Source organism: Streptomyces acidicola (assembly GCF_009377235.1).
Taxonomy (GTDB): domain Bacteria; phylum Actinomycetota; class Actinomycetes; order Streptomycetales; family Streptomycetaceae; genus Streptomyces; species Streptomyces acidicola.
The window spans coordinates 1-14,844 of the sequence record NZ_VMNX01000232.1 but is presented as its reverse complement, the minus strand read 5'-3'; the positions used below and the strand labels follow the sequence as shown (position 1 = coordinate 14,844).

The following is a 14,844-nucleotide window of genomic DNA, read 5'->3' as shown; positions in this document are numbered from 1 at the left end:
CACCGCCTCCGCAGGAGGACCCCCCACCGCAGGACGAGCTGCTCCCACACGAGGAGCTGCTCCCGCAGGACGAACCGCCACTGTTCGACGAGCTCGAACCGGCGCCGCCCGCCCACCAGCTCTGTGACGACTTCGATCGCCGAGTGCGGCTCCGCGACTTGACCACCTTGTTCTTCCGGTTGGCAGACAACGCGATCGCCATCACGATGCAGAAGGCCGCCAGGATGATGCCGAAGATCGCGAGTCCCATGGCGTCACCCTCCTTTCGTTCCCCCGAAGCGGTCCCCGTTGCCCCCCGTGGGCTCGGACCGGTGTTTCCGCTTCTCGCGTGTTCTTGCGTGACGGTCCGATTCCCGGCGGGCCCACGGGCCAAAGCAGAGTTGAGGAACTCCAGAGCTTCGGCGCAGGATGACGCCCATGACCTCCAGCTCCCGCAGCGCCCGCCCTCCGCTCAACCGCCGGCTCGCCGAGTTCGGGACGACGATCTTCGCCGAGATGTCGGCGCTGGCCGTCCGCACCGGGTCGATCAATCTGGGCCAGGGCTTCCCCGACACCGACGGCCCCGAGGAGGTCCGGGAGGCGGCGGTGCGGGCGCTGCGGGACGGGCGCGGCAACCAGTACCCGCCGGGCCCGGGGGTCCCCGAGCTGCGCACCGCCGTCGCCGCGCACCAGGAGCGACGGTACGGGCTCACGTACGACCCCGACACCGAGGTACTCGTCACGGCGGGCGCGACCGAGGCCATCGCCGCGGCCCTGCTGGGCCTGCTGGAGCCCGGGGACGAGGTCGTCGCCCTGGAGCCGTACTACGACTCGTACGCGGCCTGCATCGCGATGGCGGGCGGCAGGCGGGTGCCGGTCACCCTGCGGCCGGGCGACGGCTCGTTCCGGCTGGACCTGGACGAACTGCGGGACGCCGTCACCGACCGCACCCGGCTGCTGCTGATCAACACCCCGCACAACCCCACCGGCACCGTCCTCACCCGCGAGGAGCTGACCGCGATCGCCGAGCTGGCCGTCGAGCGCGATCTGCTGGTCGTGACCGACGAGGTGTACGAACACCTGGTCTTCGACGACGCCGAGCACCTGCCGCTGGCGACCTTCCCGGGGATGCGGGAGCGCACGGTCACCATCGGCAGCGCGGGGAAGTCGTTCTCGTTCACCGGGTGGAAGGTGGGCTGGGTGACGTCGACGCCCGCGCTGGTGTCCGCCGTCCGCTCGGCCAAGCAGTTCCTCACGTACGTCTCGTCCGGGCCGTTCCAGTACGCCGTCGCCGAGGCGCTCGCGCTGCCGGACGCGTACTTCGCGGCGTTCCGCGCGGACATGCTGGCCAAGCGGGACCTGCTGGCGGCCGGGCTCGCTGAGGCCGGGTTCGAGGTGTTCCGGACGGCGGGCACCTACTTCATCACCACCGACATCCGGCCCCTCGGCGAGAGCGACGGCTTCGCCTTCTGCCGGGCGCTGCCGGAGCGCGCGGGCGTGGTCGCCATCCCGAACGCCGTCTTCTACGACCACCGCGAGGCGGGTGCGCCCTTCGTGCGGTTCGCCTTCTGCAAGCAGACCGAGGTGCTGCGGGAGGCGGCCAAGCGGCTCAAGGCCGCCCTCTAGTCGCCTTCTAGCCGCTTCTAGTCGCCCTAGCTGCGAGCTGGTGGGCCGTCGGCCGGACGAGGGGCCCTTTGGCCGGGCCTGGGGCCCTCTGACGGCGGAATCCGAGGCGCACTGGCGTGTAAAGCTGGCAAATCCGATTTAAGGGACGCATGGTTCCGATGTGACCCACGTCAGCACCCTGCCGGCCCCCGCCCACGAGGGCGGCCGGCGCCCTCAGGATCACGTCCGCTCCACGACGCGACCCCCCACGCCCGTCCTCGCCCTCGGGCTCTTCCTCGCCGCCCGGCTCGCCGGTGTCGCCGCCCTCACCGCGACCGCCTGGGCCTACGGCAAGAACCCGCTGTGGGTGCTCGGACGGTCCTGGGACTCGGACTGGTACCTGGGGATCGCGGCGCACGGCTACGGACGGATCGAGTACTTCCCGCCCAAGATCGCCAGCGACTACGCGTTCTTCCCGCTCTACCCGGGGTTCGTGCGGTTCGTCACCGAGATCACCCCGCTGAGCGGCGGCGCGGCCGGGCTGCTCGTGTCCTGGGTGGCCGCCGGGGCCGCGGCCTGCGGGCTGTACGCGATCGGGCACCGGCTGTACGGCCATGGGGTCGCCACCGCGCTCGTCGTGCTGTGGGGGCTGCTGCCGCACTCCGTCCTGCTGTCCCTGGCGTACACCGAGCCCTTGCTCACCGCCTGCGCGGCCTGGTCGTTGTACGCGGTGCTCAGCGGGCGCTGGGTGTGGGCCGGCGTGCTGGCCTCGCTCGCGGGCCTGGCCCGGCCGAACGGGATCGCGGTGGCGGCGGCGGTGCTCGTGGCGGCGGCGTACGAGGTGCTGCGGCGGCGGGGGCGGAACGTTCCCCACAGCCTGTGGACGGGCGCCGCGCTCGCGCCGCTCGGATGGTGCGCGTACGTGCTGTGGGTGGGGCTGCGCATGGGTGATCCGCTCGGCGGGTACTTCGCGGTGCAGCGGCGGTGGGGATCGCGCTTCGACTTCGGGGAGGGCGCCCTGCGCTTCGTCCGGCACCTGGTGCTCGACGGCGGACGCTTCGTGTTCCCGATGGCGATGCTGGTCGTGGCGGTGGCGGTCGTGCTCTTCGCGCTGCTGGTGGTGGACCGCGCGCCCCTGGTGCTGGTGGTGTACTGCGGCGTCCTGCTGCTCATCACGATCGGCGGCTCGGGGTACTTCGCGTGCAAGCCGCGCTTCCTGCTGCCGGCCTTCCCGCTGCTGCTGCCTCTGGCGCGGGCGCTGGCGCGGACGGCGAGAGCCCGGCCCTGGCACGCGACCGTGGTGGTCGCCGCCCTGGCCGGGCTCTCCTTCGTTTACGGCGCGTTCCTGGTCGTGGTCAACCACACGCCTCTGTGACGACTGATCGGCAGACCTAAGTGATCGGCAGACCTATTCGTCTTCGTCGTCGTTCGGCTTCTCCGCGCCGTCGACCTCCTCCGCGAGGCCGAGCTGCTCCACGAGCCACTTGTCGAACTCGATGGCCGCCCGCACCCAGCTCACGGTCGACGAAACGAAGTGCTCCAGGCTGACGCCGGTGCCGATCAGCAACTGAGCCTCGCCGATGAGACGGACCGTGCCGTCGTCGTGCGTGTGGCTGTACACCTTGGGCCACAGCGTGCGACGGTTCCAGTCGTCGATCGTCTCCAGCAGCGCCGTCTTCTCATCGATCTGGTGCGGCCGGTCGTAGAACGTCCGTACCGAGAAGACCTGCTGGTCGCCCTCGCCGCGGAACATGAAGTACGTGCGGAACTGCTCCCACGGCGCCGCGAGGTCGCCCTCGTCGTCGACGACGTACTTCAGCTCCATCTGGTCGAGGAGCTGCTTCACGAGGTCCTGATCCGGGACGACGGGGCCCGCCGGTCCTTGGGGCTGCGGCTCGGGCTGGCCCCCGAAGTTCGGAATCGAGGACGGGTCGATGGACATACTTGAAGACTCCTGCGGTCGTCTGGCTCGTCCGGCCAACGCTGAGACCAGACGTACACAACCCACCCTCTCTCTCTTGCCCCCCGACCGGCAACCTCTTCACCCGACGCGCCTCCGCTGTGTGACGGATCAGCCACGTGGGGGCCACATCCCGGTGTCCGGGGCGCCACGTCCAGGCGGCCGGGGCACCACATCCCGGTGTCCGGGGCGCCACATCCAGTGTCCGGGGCGCCGTATCCCAGCGCCCCGGACGGCCGCCTCCGGACGGCCGCCCCCGGACAGTCGCTCCGGACAGTCGCTCCGGGCTACGGCTACAGCGTCTTGCCCGTCGCGGGCCCGACGAGCAGGCCCGAGCCGAAGGCGTCCACCCTGACCGTGTCGCCGTCCTTGACCTCGCCCGCGAGGATCTCCTTGGCGAGCCGGTCACCGATGGCGGTCTGGACGAGACGGCGCAGCGGGCGGGCACCGTACGCCGGGTCGTTGCCCTCGTCCGCGAGCCAGGCCAGGGCCTCGGGTGTGACCTCCAGGGCGAGCCGGCGTTCGGCGAGCCGCGCGGCGAGGCGGTCGATCTGGAGCTCGGCGATGCGTTCCAGCTCCTCCTTGTTCAGCGCCGAGAACACCACGAGGTCGTCCAGACGGTTGAGGAACTCCGGCTTGAAGGAGGACCGCACCACCTCCAGCACCTGCTCCTTCTTCTCCTCCTCGGACGTGAGCGGCTCCACGAGGAACTGGCTGCCCAGGTTCGAGGTGAGGATCAGGATGGTGTTGCGGAAGTCGACGGTCCGGCCCTGACCGTCCGTCAGCCGTCCGTCGTCCAGCACCTGCAGAAGGATGTCGAAGACCTCGGGGTGCGCCTTCTCGACCTCGTCGAGCAGTACGACGGAGTACGGCCGCCTGCGCACGGCCTCGGTCAGCTGGCCGCCCTCCTCGTAGCCGACGTACCCGGGCGGGGCGCCGACCAGCCGGGCCACACTGTGCTTCTCGCTGTACTCCGACATGTCGATGCGGACCATGGCCCGCTCGTCGTCGAAGAGGAAGTCCGCGAGGGCCTTGGCGAGTTCGGTCTTGCCGACACCGGTCGGGCCGAGGAACAGGAAGGAGCCGGTGGGGCGGTCGGGGTCGGCGATGCCGGCGCGGGACCGTCGTACGGCGTCACTCACCGCCCGTACGGCCTCGCTCTGCCCGATGAGGCGCTTGCCGAGCTCGTCCTCCATGCGCAGCAGCTTCTGTGTCTCGCCCTCCAGCAGGCGTCCGGCGGGGATGCCGGTCCAGGAGGCGACGACGTCGGCGATGTCGTCGGAGCCGACCTCGTCCTTCACCATCGTGTCCTTGGCGGCCTCCTCCTCGGCCTCCGAGGCGGCCTCAAGCTCCTTCTCCAGAGCCGGGATCTCGCCGTACAGCAGCTTGGAGGCGGTGTCGAAGTCGCCGTCACGCTGGGCCCTCTCCGCCTGCCCGCGCAGCTCGTCCAGCTTCTCCTTCAGCTCACCGACACGGTTGAGGGACTGCTTCTCCTTGTCCCAGCGCGCGGTGAGCCCCCGCAGCTCCTCCTCCTTGTCGGCGAGATCGCGGCGCAGCTTCTCCAGCCGCTCGCGGGAGGCCGCGTCGGTCTCCTTCTCGAGAGCCAGCTCCTCCATCTTCAACCGGTCGACGGCGCGCTGGAGTTCGTCGATCTCGACCGGTGAGGAGTCGATCTCCATACGGAGCCGGGAGGCCGACTCGTCGACGAGGTCGATGGCCTTGTCGGGCAGGAACCGGGAGGTGATGTACCGGTCGGAGAGGGTGGCGGCGGCGACCAGCGCGCTGTCCGCGATCTGCACCTTGTGGTGGGCCTCGTACCGTCCCTTGAGCCCGCGCAGGATGGCGATGGTGTCCTCGACGGTGGGCTCGGTGACCAGCACCTGCTGGAACCGCCGCTCCAGCGCCGGGTCCTTCTCGATCCGCTCGCGGTACTCGTCGAGGGTCGTGGCGCCCACCATGCGCAGCTCACCGCGGGCGAGCATGGGCTTGAGCATGTTGCCGGCGTCCATCGCGGAGTCACCGCCGGCGCCGGCGCCCACGACGGTGTGCAGTTCGTCGATGAAGGTGATGATCTGCCCGTCGGAGTCCTTGATCTCGGCGAGGACGGTCTTCAGCCGCTCCTCGAACTCGCCCCGGTACTTGGCACCGGCGACCATCGCGCCCAGGTCGAGCGCGACGAGCCGCTTGTTCCTGAGGGACTCGGGCACGTCGCCCTTCACGATGCGCTGCGCGAGCCCTTCGACGACGGCGGTCTTGCCGACGCCGGGCTCACCGATGAGCACGGGGTTGTTCTTCGTCCTCCGGCTGAGCACCTGCACGACCCGCCGGATCTCCTGGTCGCGCCCGATGACGGGATCGAGCTTCCCGTCCCGCGCGGCGGCGGTGAGGTCGGTCCCGAACTTCTCCAGGGCCTTGTACTGCCCCTCGGGGTCCGCGGTGGTCACCCGGCGCCCTCCCCTCGACTTCTGGAAGGCGTCCTGCAACTTCCTGGCGTCCGCTCCCTGCTGCGCGAGGACCTCGCCCGCCTGGCCGCCCTTGGCCGCGATGCCGATGAGCAGGTGCTCGGTCGACAGGTAGTCGTCCCCGAGCTCCTTGGCCCGCGCCTGCGCGTCGGCGATCACCGCGAGGAACTCGCGGTTCGGCTGCGGCGGCGCGACGCTGGACCCGGTCACGCTGGGCAGACCGGCGAGGACCTTCTCCGCACCGGCCCGCACGGAGGCCTGGTCGGCGTCGACGGCGGCCAGCAGGTCGATGATGTTCTCGTTGTCCTGCCCCTGGAGCAGAGCAAGGAGCAGGTGGGCGGGGGTGAGGTCCGGGTGCCCCTCGGACACGGCCCGGTTACTGGCCGTGTTGATCGCGTCCCGGCTCCTGTTGGTCAGCTCGGCGTCCACGTTCGCTGTCTCCTCCTCGCGTCAGTCAGCCGTCGGCCCGCTGTCAGCCTTGATCCACACTTCCACACTGACTTGAGCAACGTACACAAAGTTGAGTCTATTCCACTCAAGGCGATGCACGGGAGGCTTCGGACCACTAGGTTCCCCACCCATGACCACGCCTCACTTGGACCCGACGCCTCCGGGCGACCCGGACGCGCCGTACCTCGCCTTCTGGCGGGAGCGCCACCTGTGCACCCTGACGACACTCCGCCCGGACGGCAGCCCGCACGTGGTGCCCGTCGGCGTTACATACGATGCCGAGGCGCGACTGGCTCGGGTGATCACGTTCGCGGACAGCGCGAAGGTACGGCACACCAGGGCGGCGGGGCCGGACGGGGCCCGGGTCGCGGTGTGCCAGGTGGACGGGGGCCGCTGGGCGACGCTGGAGGGACGGGCCTTCGTCCGCACGGACCCGGAACGGGTCGCGGACGCGGAACGGCGGTACGCCGAGCGGTACCAGCGGGTGCCGTCACCGAATCCGTCCCGTGTGGTGATCGAGATCGAGGTGACGCGGACGCTGGGGCGGGCCTGAGGGCTTGTCCGGCTGGTTCTCTCCCCCTCCGATTCCCCCTCTGGTTCACCTCTGGTTCACCCTCAGGTTTTCCCGTCGGCGCCGGCCGCCCCGCGGAGTACACGATTCCGGCCACTGTCGGCATCGGCGGATACCCGGAGATTTCGCCGTAAACCTGCAGCGGCGTCACCGTGTTCAGGTCACGGTGACGCCGCTGCTGGGGGGAAGCGCCTGAGCGATTTACAACGACGGGGGAATCGCGTCAGGCACTGCGGGGGGTGGCTTGGATGGTTGCGGGGGCCGGAGCCTCCGGTTCGGTGAGCTCATGGTCACGCTGGTCGAGGTTGACGAAGATCATCCCGTACCGGATGGCACACCGTACGGGCTGCGGCGCGCCGCGCGGGCGCCGCAGGCACCGATACGCCCGTACGTCCTCGTCCTCATCGCGGGTGACCACGACCGGCTCACCGAACACGGTCACCATCAACGAGTCACCGCTGTGGGGGATGGCGGTGGCCAGGTCGATGAAGTGCCAGCCGGAGCGGTAGATCGTGGCCATTTCTCGGCGGAAGGAGCGGTCGTCGGGTGGAGTGGTCACGTCAGCTCCACACACTGTCGTCCGTACCGGCCGGAGTCTCACCATCACCAGCTTCGGTGGAGTTGGCCGTCGACGACCAGACGCTGTCCCCTTTCCCTTCCGCGCCGGAGAAGCCACTCAGCGACCCGAAGGCCACAACGGCGGAGAAGGCGGCGACAAGCACCGAGCGAAGCATTCTCTTACCCATAGTCGGCTTCGTCCTCACTTGAAGGTCCCCTCTTCCCCCGTCGAGTAAGACGATGGCTCATTCAGGCACGTCATGGCCACACAATCGATGCATCATGTTCCTGCATGTTCAGGACCCTGGGGGGTGGAGATTTGGTGGCGAATCAGACTAATGCGACACATCCCCACGCGGCGACCGAGCTGTGCGAGGAGGGCGGCCGACTTTACGCGAACGCCCTGCGCACGGGACGTATCGCCCGTGCGGACGTGGAGCCGGCTCCGTGCTTGATGGAACTCGCCCTGCTTCACCCGGACCCTGACGATGCGAACTGGCTGCGCCCCGTGCCCCCATCCGTGGCCCTGGCTCAGCGACTCAACGCCATCGAGCGCGAGATCACGGAGCGCAGGCGGATGTCCATCGAACTGGCCGATGCTTTCGAGCCGTTCATGGCACTCAGCGCACAGGTGACGGCATCCACTCATTCGATCACAGTGCTGGAGGGCCTCGACCGCATCAACGCGGCACTGGACCTGGCCATAGCCCAATGTCGGCACGAGATGCTCACGGTCCAGCCGAGCGCCCGCCACCCGGAGCGCCGACTCATCGAGGGGCTGGAACGCGACAAACCGCTGATCGAACGAGGGGTGCGGATCCGTACCCTCTACCAGCACACGGCCCGGCACAGCCCTGAACGGCTCGCCTACGTGGACCAGTTCGCCGACGGGAAGGCGGAGTACCGCACCATCGACGAACTCGTGGAGCGCCTCATCATCTGTGACGAGGCCGTCGCCTTCATCCCCATCCGGGACGACCGGCAGGTCGCCCTGGAACTTCGCCACCCGGGCCTGGTCCGCTATCTGATCAAGGTCTTCGAGTTCATGTGGGGCCGCGCGGTCCCGCTGAGCGCCGGCGCCCCCTATGAAACTGCCCCCGACGGCATCACCGAGATCCAGCACTCCATAGCGAAGCTCCTCGTGGAGGGCCATGTCGACGAGGCCATAGCCCGTCGCCTCGGCATGAACGTCCGCACCTGCCGGGCCCACATAGCCAAGCTGGCCACGGCGCTCGGCAGCGGAAGCCGGGCCCAACTCGGCTACCTCATAGCCCAGTCGGGGATCCTGGAGCAGGATCACTGACATGCCTGTTGAAAAGACGTGGTCGGCATCCGGGCACAGTCCGCATGGAGTCGAGGATCTCTGTGAGGCCGGCAAGGAGTTGTACGCACGTGCTCTGAGCGGAGGGCGCGTGGGCGTCGAGGAAGCCGCCGGAACCCCCTGCCTGATGGACTTCGGCCTGCTTCAGCCCGCGGTCACGGACCTGCGGCGGCTCGAGCCCGTTCCCCCGGCGGTGGCCCTCCACAGGCTGCTGCGCGACGTCGAGAGACGCATCTTCGACGAACGTCACCGTGAGGCACGGCTGGCCGAGGCATTCGAGCCACTGATGCAGCTCGACGGCGCCCGTACGGCTCCGGCGGAGAGCCCGACGATCACTGCCATCGATGGTCTCCGGCGCATCAACCTGGCCATCGCCAAGACCATGGCCGACGCGACGCAGGAACTCCTGGCCATTCAGCCTCACAACGGCCGCAACCACGCATCCGTACAGGAATCCCTGGGGCGCGACCAGGCATTCCTCGACCGGGGCGGCCGCATCCGCACCATCTACCAGCACACTCTCCGCCATTCACCCGCCGTGGTGGCCCGCTACGAAAACCTCAACGGCGACGCCGAGGTCCGCACCCTCAATGAAGTCATTGAGAGACTGCTCATCATCGACCGGACCGTCGCCTTCATCCCCGCGAGCAGGGACCGGACCGTCGCCGTGGAGATCCGCCACCCGGCGCTGGTGGATTACCTGGTCATGGTCTTCGACCGTCTGTGGCACTTGGCCGTCCCCATGTACCCCAAAGCCGTACAGCCGCCCACGGTCAACGGCATCACCCCCCGCCAACGCGCCATCGCCGCCCTCCTCATCGAGGGTCACACCGACACCGCCATCGCCGAACGCCTCGGCATGAACGTCCGCACCGCCCGCGTCCACATCGCCAAACTCGCCACCACCCTCGGCAGCGAGAGCCGCGCCCAACTCGGCTACCTCATAGCTGAGTCAGGGATTCTGAAGGAGGAGGGAACGACGCGTTGACCACAGCGTCACATCCGGATCACGGCGCAGAGGAGCTGTGCGCCAAAGGGATGGAGCTGTACGAACGGGCCCTACGGGAAGGGCATGTGCGCGGCGAGGACGCCGCCGAAGCCCCTTGTCTCGTAGCCTTCGGGCTCCTGCATCCCGCCGTCGAGGACCTGAGCCGACTGGAACCCGTCGCACCAGTAACCGCCCTGCACCGGCTTCTGCGTGGCCTTGAGGATCGCATCGCCCACGAACGACGCCGTGAGGAACTTCTGACCACGGCGTTCGAGCCACTGATGCGGGTCGACGTGCGGCGCGTCCCGGAAGCGGACACCCCAATGATCAGGGTTCTCAGCGGCTCTGAGCGGATCAACGGGGCCATCACGGAGGCCATGACTGGTGCGTCGCGGGAGCTTTTCTGCATCCAGCCCCACACCAAATACCACGGTCAGAGTAAAAGCCAAGTCGCAATGGACCGCGACCAAGCTCTACTGGACCGCGGAGGCCGTATCCGGACCCTCTACCAGCACACTCTCCGCCACGCCCCCTTGGTTCTCGCACGCTACGAACAGCTGAAGGGCGACGCCGAAGCCCGCACTCTCGACGAAATCACCGATCGGCTCATCGTCATCGACAGCACGATCGCCTTCATTCCCGCCGACAAGGACGGCTTCACCGCCCTCGAAGTCCGCCAACCGGCCCTGGTCACCTACTTCGTCACCACCTTCGACCGCCTCTGGCGCCTGGCCACCCCCATGTACCCGCAGGCCGTCCAACAGCCCTCCCGCAACGGCATCACCCCCCGCCAACGCGCCATCGCCGCCCTCCTCATCGAGGGTCACACCGACGCCGCCATCGCCGAACGCCTCGGCATGAACGTCCGCACCGCCCGCGTCCACATCGCCAAACTGGCGGCCACGCTGGGCAGCGAAAGCCGGGCCCAACTCGGCTACCTCATCGGCCAGTCGGGGATTCTGAAACAGGAGTCGTAGAGACGGCCGGGAGCAGCTCCCCATCGGTGCCGGAGCGCGGCGGACCGTCCAGGCCCGCCTGGGCGATCCGTACCCCCAACTGCGTACGGCTCGCCGCGCCCAAGGTCTCCGAGAGCCGCGCGATATGGGCCCGGCACGTACGGACGCTGATCCCCAGCCGCTCCGCGATCACCGCGTCCTGGTGGCCCTCCGCCAGCAGTGCCGCGATGGACCGTTCCCGGTGGGTGATGCCCTCGATGCCGGTCGAGGGGAGGGGAGCCGTCAGAGGGACCGCGAGGCGCCACAGCCGTTCGAAGACCGTGACCAGGTACTCGACCAGCGCGGGGTGGCGGATCTCCAGGGCCATCGTGCGGTCCACGTTCGCGGGGATGAAGGCGACCACGCGGTCGAAGACGATGAGGCGTTCCACTACCTCGTCCAGCGTGCGGGCCTCCGCGGCGTCGCCCATCAGCTCCATGTAGTTGTGCAGTCCCTGGCCGTGGCGCGCCACATGCGTGTAGAGGTCACGCATACGGACACCCCGGCGGCGCATCTCCAGCCCGCGGTGCAGCCCTTCGCGGAGTTCGTCCTCACGGCGGATACCGCCCGGCTGGACCGCGAGCACCTCCTTGGTACACGTCTCGGTCGCCTCGTCCATGGCGGCGCGGATGCGTTGGAGACCGTCCAGGACACGGATCGCCGTGCTCTCGGCAGGCGGCTGCACCCGGCCCCCGTCAAGGCCCGCGTACCAGCCGACGGCGGCAACCGCCGTCCCCACCCGGGCCTGGCTCGCGCTGACCTCCGCGTCAACGGACCGCAGGAGCCGGGTCATCACCTCCAGCGGGGACGTGGGCACCAGCTGGCCCATGTCGTCGGGGTCGGGGTGCAGCAGGGCGAGTTCGACCAGGCAGGGCACGGCCTCGGCATCGTCGCGCGGCACACGGCCCTGGCGTACGGCCCGGGAGTACACGCGGTCCCCCGCCTCGCACAGCCGGTCGGCACCGTGCGGGTGCTCGTTCGTGTCGTGCCCGGCCATGGCTCCAGTCACCCCCGTTCCGCCTTGTTCGCAGCGCAACTATGCGCGGCGGCCACGTGCTCCGCAACACGGCTGGGTTAGGGGTATGGCCGGGGTATGGCCGGTGTAGGGCCGGTGGATCTCGTCCGGAGGGCTGGGGACGACGGGCTTCTACGGGTTCGTTGTGGCTTGTCGCGCAGTGCGCCGCGCCGCTTGCGGAGTGCTCCGTGAACTGGCTGAAATCAGCCGGAGAACAATGGTCACGGACGCTCGACCGGCGTCCTACTTCAGCAGCCCGATCTCCTGGCAGGCCGCCCTGTAGTCGGACGTACAGATCTGCTTGACCGTGTGGATGCCGTCCGCGACGACCGTGTCCTTGATGTTGTCCTTGGTCAGCGCGACCACGGAGACCAGTTGAGCGGGGACGTTCTCGGTGGTCGGGGAGTCGACTCTTTCGCGAGTGAGGGCGTCGAACTCGATCATGCGGCCCTGGACCTTGGCGACGGCCATCTCGGCGGCGGCGTTCGCCTCCTGCGGGTACGACTTGTACACGCTCATGTACTGGTCGCCGGAGACGATCCGCTGCACCGCGGCCAGCTCGGCGTCCTGGCCGGTGACGGGCGGGACAGGGGAGACGCCGGCGGTCTTCAGCACGTCGATGACGGCGCCCGCGATGCCGTCGTTGGCCGCGTAGACACCGGCGATGTTGTCGAGGCCGACTGCCTTGACCGCCTTCTCCATGTTGGCCTTGGCGTACTTCGGGTCCCAGTCCTTGGTGTCGTACTCCTTGGCGATCTCCGTCCCGTCCTGGAGTTCGGACAGAGCTGCGTCCTTGAACTGCGCGGCGTTCGGGTCGGTGGTCGCGCCGTTCATCATGATGATCTTTTTCGCGGCGGAGGTGCCCAGCTTCTCGACGAGGGCGCGGCCCTGCACCTGGCCCACGAGTTCGTTGTCGAACGAGATGTACGCGTCGATGGGCCCCTGGGCCAGCCGGTCGTACGCGATGACGGGGATCCCCGCGTCCTTGGCCTTCTTGACGCCGCTCGCGATGCCCTTGGCGTCGACGGCGTCCACGACCAGGATGTCCACCTTGTCCGCCACCATCCGGTCGAGCTGACGGCTCTGCGTCTCGGCCTTCCCTCCGGCGTTGGCGTACGCGACCGTCCCCTTGCCGCCCGTGAGCTCCGCGACCTTCTTCTCGAAGATGGGGTGGTCGAACTGCTCGTAACGCGCGTTCTCCTTCTCCGGCAGGAGCAGCCCCACGGTGATGTCGTCGCCCTTCGTAGGGCTCACCCTGCTCTCGTCACCGATGCCGTCCACCACACCGCAGGAGGCGAGGGAGAGAGCCGTGGCGGACGCGGCCGCGGCGACGGTCGTGCGACCGCGGGCGACAGGACGTCTTCGAGTACGGGTGTTACGGGTGATCACATCAGGTGCCTTCCGGGATAGGACGCGCCATTGCGCCCGATACGACGGAAAGCCAACGCGGTGTTCACCCCAGCGTCAAGGAGCAGCTACCTAACGAGATGACAACAGCGTCCCGTGTGCCCGGTATGAGGAGAGGTATGAAAGAGAGGTAGAGAGATGTGCCGGGAGAGTAGAGCACGGGAGACCGACTTTCACCCGGGTCAGGCCTCCAACCACTCCCGCAGCAGCGCCTCCCGCTCCTCCCGCCCGAGCGTGCCCTCGACGACGTGCGTGCGCCCCCACTCCAGCAGCGCCGACACGTCCGCGATGCCTGTCACGAACCGCTGGAGCAGCGTGACCGACAACTCGTACTCGGACTCGGTGTACCCGCGGGGCGCGGCACCGTACGCGTCAAGCTCGGTGGTCCCGTCTCCGGTCTCGACGTGGACCTCGAAGACGGGCGGAGGGTCACCGATGCCGCCGAACACCAGGCCCGCCACGTCCAACGCCGTGTCCACCGCGTTGCTCAGCGCCTTCCACCCCGAGGCCTTGCGACGCACGGGCGCGAAGTGCACACCGACGGACCGCAGATCCGCCCATGCCCAGCAGCCCTCCTGATCGGCACCGAGCGCCTCCACACCGTCGGCCGTCAGCCGCACGCCCGGCCCGTACCCGGCGGGCTCGGCCCCGACGTACACGGACTTCTCCGTGATCCAGAACAGTCCGACCATGGCCATGGGTGCCTCCGGGGGGGTGCGGCGTACGCGTAACGCCTGTGGAGACACACTTCGGGGCCGGACGGTTCGGCCCGGCCGTGTGTTCGCGCTTCTTCTCGGCTCTGGCGGGCCCAGTCATCGCCTCGGTGATGGCGAACCCCTTGGCCGGGCCTTCGGGGATGACGACTTCGGTGCCGTAGGGGACGCGGTGCAGGCCCACCCAGTCGGCCTCCTCGGTGCAGGGCGCGGTCAGGACGGTCACAGTGCCGTTGGCGCGGTAATCGTCGATGATCACGTAGACGGGGATGCCTGCTCGGGCGTACTCACGGAGCTTCCTGACTCGGCGCGCTCTTGGTTCCGTTTACCGGGCGAGACGACCTCGAAGACCACGTGCACGGCTGCCGCATTGACGCCCAGTCCGTCTTCGTCTGCATGCGGCTCCAAGTCCTCGGGGGCGACGATGACGTCCGGGATCCATCCCCTGCGCTGGTGGATGACGTCCATGCCCTGATACGACGCGTACTGCCCCTCCCCCAGAAACCGCAGCAGCGCATTACGCAGCCGGTTCACGACCCGGGCATGCGCCAAACGGCCAATGGGTGACACCTCGATGGCGCCCTCGATGATCTCGGCGCGGTAGCCCTCGGGGAGTTCAATGGCCTTCCACACCTCCCACACGACTTCGTCCAGTTGGGAAATGGACCAGGCGGACTCGGGACTCTCGTGCATAAGGGCGGTCATGCGCCGTTACGGTAGGCGGCCACATGGGCTCACCTGCGGAAACGTCGCTGTTTCACTCGAACTGGTGAGCCCGAGCTCGAACCACACCCCCTTCGCGTACCGCCCCGCCCTCTCC

Annotated in this window: 13 protein-coding genes; 6 read left to right on the top strand and 7 right to left on the bottom strand. The window is 68.7% G+C overall.

Going from position 1 to position 14,844, the window contains the following annotated elements; genetic code table 11:
- Positions 1 to 417: 417 nt before the first annotated feature.
- Positions 418 to 1,605 carry a pyridoxal phosphate-dependent aminotransferase gene (locus FPZ41_RS37570; protein ID WP_407698868.1) on the top strand — a complete coding sequence of 396 codons (1,188 nt, stop codon included), beginning with the start codon at positions 418 to 420 and terminating at the stop codon, positions 1,603 to 1,605.
- Positions 1,606 to 1,765: 160 nt separating this feature from the next.
- Positions 1,766 to 2,959, top strand: coding sequence for a mannosyltransferase family protein (locus tag FPZ41_RS37565; protein ID WP_322621228.1), 1,194 nt, complete (start codon positions 1,766 to 1,768; stop codon positions 2,957 to 2,959).
- Between the two features lie 33 nt (positions 2,960 to 2,992).
- Here FPZ41_RS37565 and FPZ41_RS37560 read toward each other — a convergent pair whose 3' ends face one another.
- Complete coding sequence (locus tag FPZ41_RS37560; RefSeq protein WP_131563192.1) at positions 2,993 to 3,526, bottom strand: YbjN domain-containing protein; 534 nt, start codon at positions 3,524 to 3,526, stop codon at positions 2,993 to 2,995.
- A gap of 311 nt (positions 3,527 to 3,837) precedes the next feature.
- Positions 3,838 to 6,435 carry an ATP-dependent chaperone ClpB gene (clpB, locus tag FPZ41_RS37555; RefSeq protein ID WP_322621227.1) on the bottom strand — a complete coding sequence of 866 codons (2,598 nt, stop codon included), beginning with the start codon at positions 6,433 to 6,435 and terminating at the stop codon, positions 3,838 to 3,840.
- A 151-nt stretch (positions 6,436 to 6,586) separates the two neighbouring features.
- On the opposite strand from clpB, the gene FPZ41_RS37550 reads away from it, so the two are divergent.
- Positions 6,587 to 7,009 carry a pyridoxamine 5'-phosphate oxidase family protein gene (locus FPZ41_RS37550; RefSeq protein WP_131563196.1) on the top strand — a complete coding sequence of 141 codons (423 nt, stop codon included), beginning with the start codon at positions 6,587 to 6,589 and terminating at the stop codon, positions 7,007 to 7,009.
- A 241-nt stretch (positions 7,010 to 7,250) separates the two neighbouring features.
- Here FPZ41_RS37550 and FPZ41_RS37545 read toward each other — a convergent pair whose 3' ends face one another.
- A complete protein-coding gene (locus FPZ41_RS37545; RefSeq protein ID WP_322621226.1) occupies positions 7,251 to 7,586 on the bottom strand; it encodes a hypothetical protein in 336 nt (111 codons plus the stop codon).
- Between the two features lie 291 nt (positions 7,587 to 7,877).
- Here FPZ41_RS37545 and FPZ41_RS37535 point away from each other — a divergent pair, with 291 nt between their 5' ends.
- From FPZ41_RS37535 to FPZ41_RS37525, 3 genes are read left to right on the top strand one after another with little or no spacing between them, the layout of a single operon-like run.
- Positions 7,878 to 8,888 carry a helix-turn-helix domain-containing protein gene (locus FPZ41_RS37535; protein WP_194236352.1) on the top strand — a complete coding sequence of 337 codons (1,011 nt, stop codon included), beginning with the start codon at positions 7,878 to 7,880 and terminating at the stop codon, positions 8,886 to 8,888.
- Between the two features lies 1 nt (position 8,889).
- Positions 8,890 to 9,894, top strand: coding sequence for a helix-turn-helix domain-containing protein (locus tag FPZ41_RS37530; protein ID WP_152868158.1), 1,005 nt, complete (start codon positions 8,890 to 8,892; stop codon positions 9,892 to 9,894).
- Positions 9,891 to 10,871, top strand: a complete 981-nt coding sequence (locus FPZ41_RS37525; protein WP_152868156.1) for a helix-turn-helix transcriptional regulator — start codon at positions 9,891 to 9,893, stop codon at positions 10,869 to 10,871. The genes FPZ41_RS37530 and FPZ41_RS37525 overlap by 4 nt, the downstream gene beginning before the upstream one ends.
- Here FPZ41_RS37525 and FPZ41_RS37520 read toward each other — a convergent pair.
- The 4 genes from FPZ41_RS37520 to FPZ41_RS37505 form a co-directional block, all read right to left on the bottom strand.
- A complete protein-coding gene (locus FPZ41_RS37520; protein WP_152868154.1) occupies positions 10,834 to 11,886 on the bottom strand; it encodes a helix-turn-helix transcriptional regulator in 1,053 nt (350 codons plus the stop codon). The two genes, FPZ41_RS37525 and FPZ41_RS37520, sit on opposite strands and share 38 nt — an antisense overlap.
- A gap of 261 nt (positions 11,887 to 12,147) precedes the next feature.
- Positions 12,148 to 13,293 carry a sugar ABC transporter substrate-binding protein gene (locus FPZ41_RS37515; RefSeq protein WP_322621225.1) on the bottom strand — a complete coding sequence of 382 codons (1,146 nt, stop codon included), beginning with the start codon at positions 13,291 to 13,293 and terminating at the stop codon, positions 12,148 to 12,150.
- A gap of 200 nt (positions 13,294 to 13,493) precedes the next feature.
- Positions 13,494 to 14,009, bottom strand: a complete 516-nt coding sequence (locus tag FPZ41_RS37510) for a hypothetical protein (RefSeq protein WP_131563201.1) — start codon at positions 14,007 to 14,009, stop codon at positions 13,494 to 13,496.
- Positions 14,010 to 14,279: 270 nt separating this feature from the next.
- On the bottom strand, positions 14,280 to 14,729 hold the full coding sequence (locus FPZ41_RS37505) for a Uma2 family endonuclease (protein WP_228023228.1): 450 nt from the start codon (positions 14,727 to 14,729) through the stop codon (positions 14,280 to 14,282).
- Positions 14,730 to 14,844 lie beyond the last annotated feature (115 nt).

What these genes read in the sequence shown, in the direction of transcription:
- FPZ41_RS37570 (WP_407698868.1), top strand. Translation starts at nt 418, where the DNA reads ATGACCTCCAGCTCCCGCAGCGCCCGCCCTCCGCTCAACCGCCGGCTC.
- FPZ41_RS37560 (WP_131563192.1), bottom strand. Translation starts at nt 3,526, where the DNA reads ATGTCCATCGACCCGTCCTCGATTCCGAACTTCGGGGGCCAGCCCGAG.
- FPZ41_RS37550 (WP_131563196.1), top strand. Translation starts at nt 6,587, where the DNA reads ATGACCACGCCTCACTTGGACCCGACGCCTCCGGGCGACCCGGACGCG.
- FPZ41_RS37535 (WP_194236352.1), top strand. Translation starts at nt 7,878, where the DNA reads ATGTTCAGGACCCTGGGGGGTGGAGATTTGGTGGCGAATCAGACTAAT.
- FPZ41_RS37530 (WP_152868158.1), top strand. Translation starts at nt 8,890, where the DNA reads ATGCCTGTTGAAAAGACGTGGTCGGCATCCGGGCACAGTCCGCATGGA.
- FPZ41_RS37520 (WP_152868154.1), bottom strand. Translation starts at nt 11,886, where the DNA reads ATGGCCGGGCACGACACGAACGAGCACCCGCACGGTGCCGACCGGCTG.
- FPZ41_RS37510 (WP_131563201.1), bottom strand. Translation starts at nt 14,009, where the DNA reads ATGGCCATGGTCGGACTGTTCTGGATCACGGAGAAGTCCGTGTACGTC.
- FPZ41_RS37505 (WP_228023228.1), bottom strand. Translation starts at nt 14,729, where the DNA reads ATGACCGCCCTTATGCACGAGAGTCCCGAGTCCGCCTGGTCCATTTCC.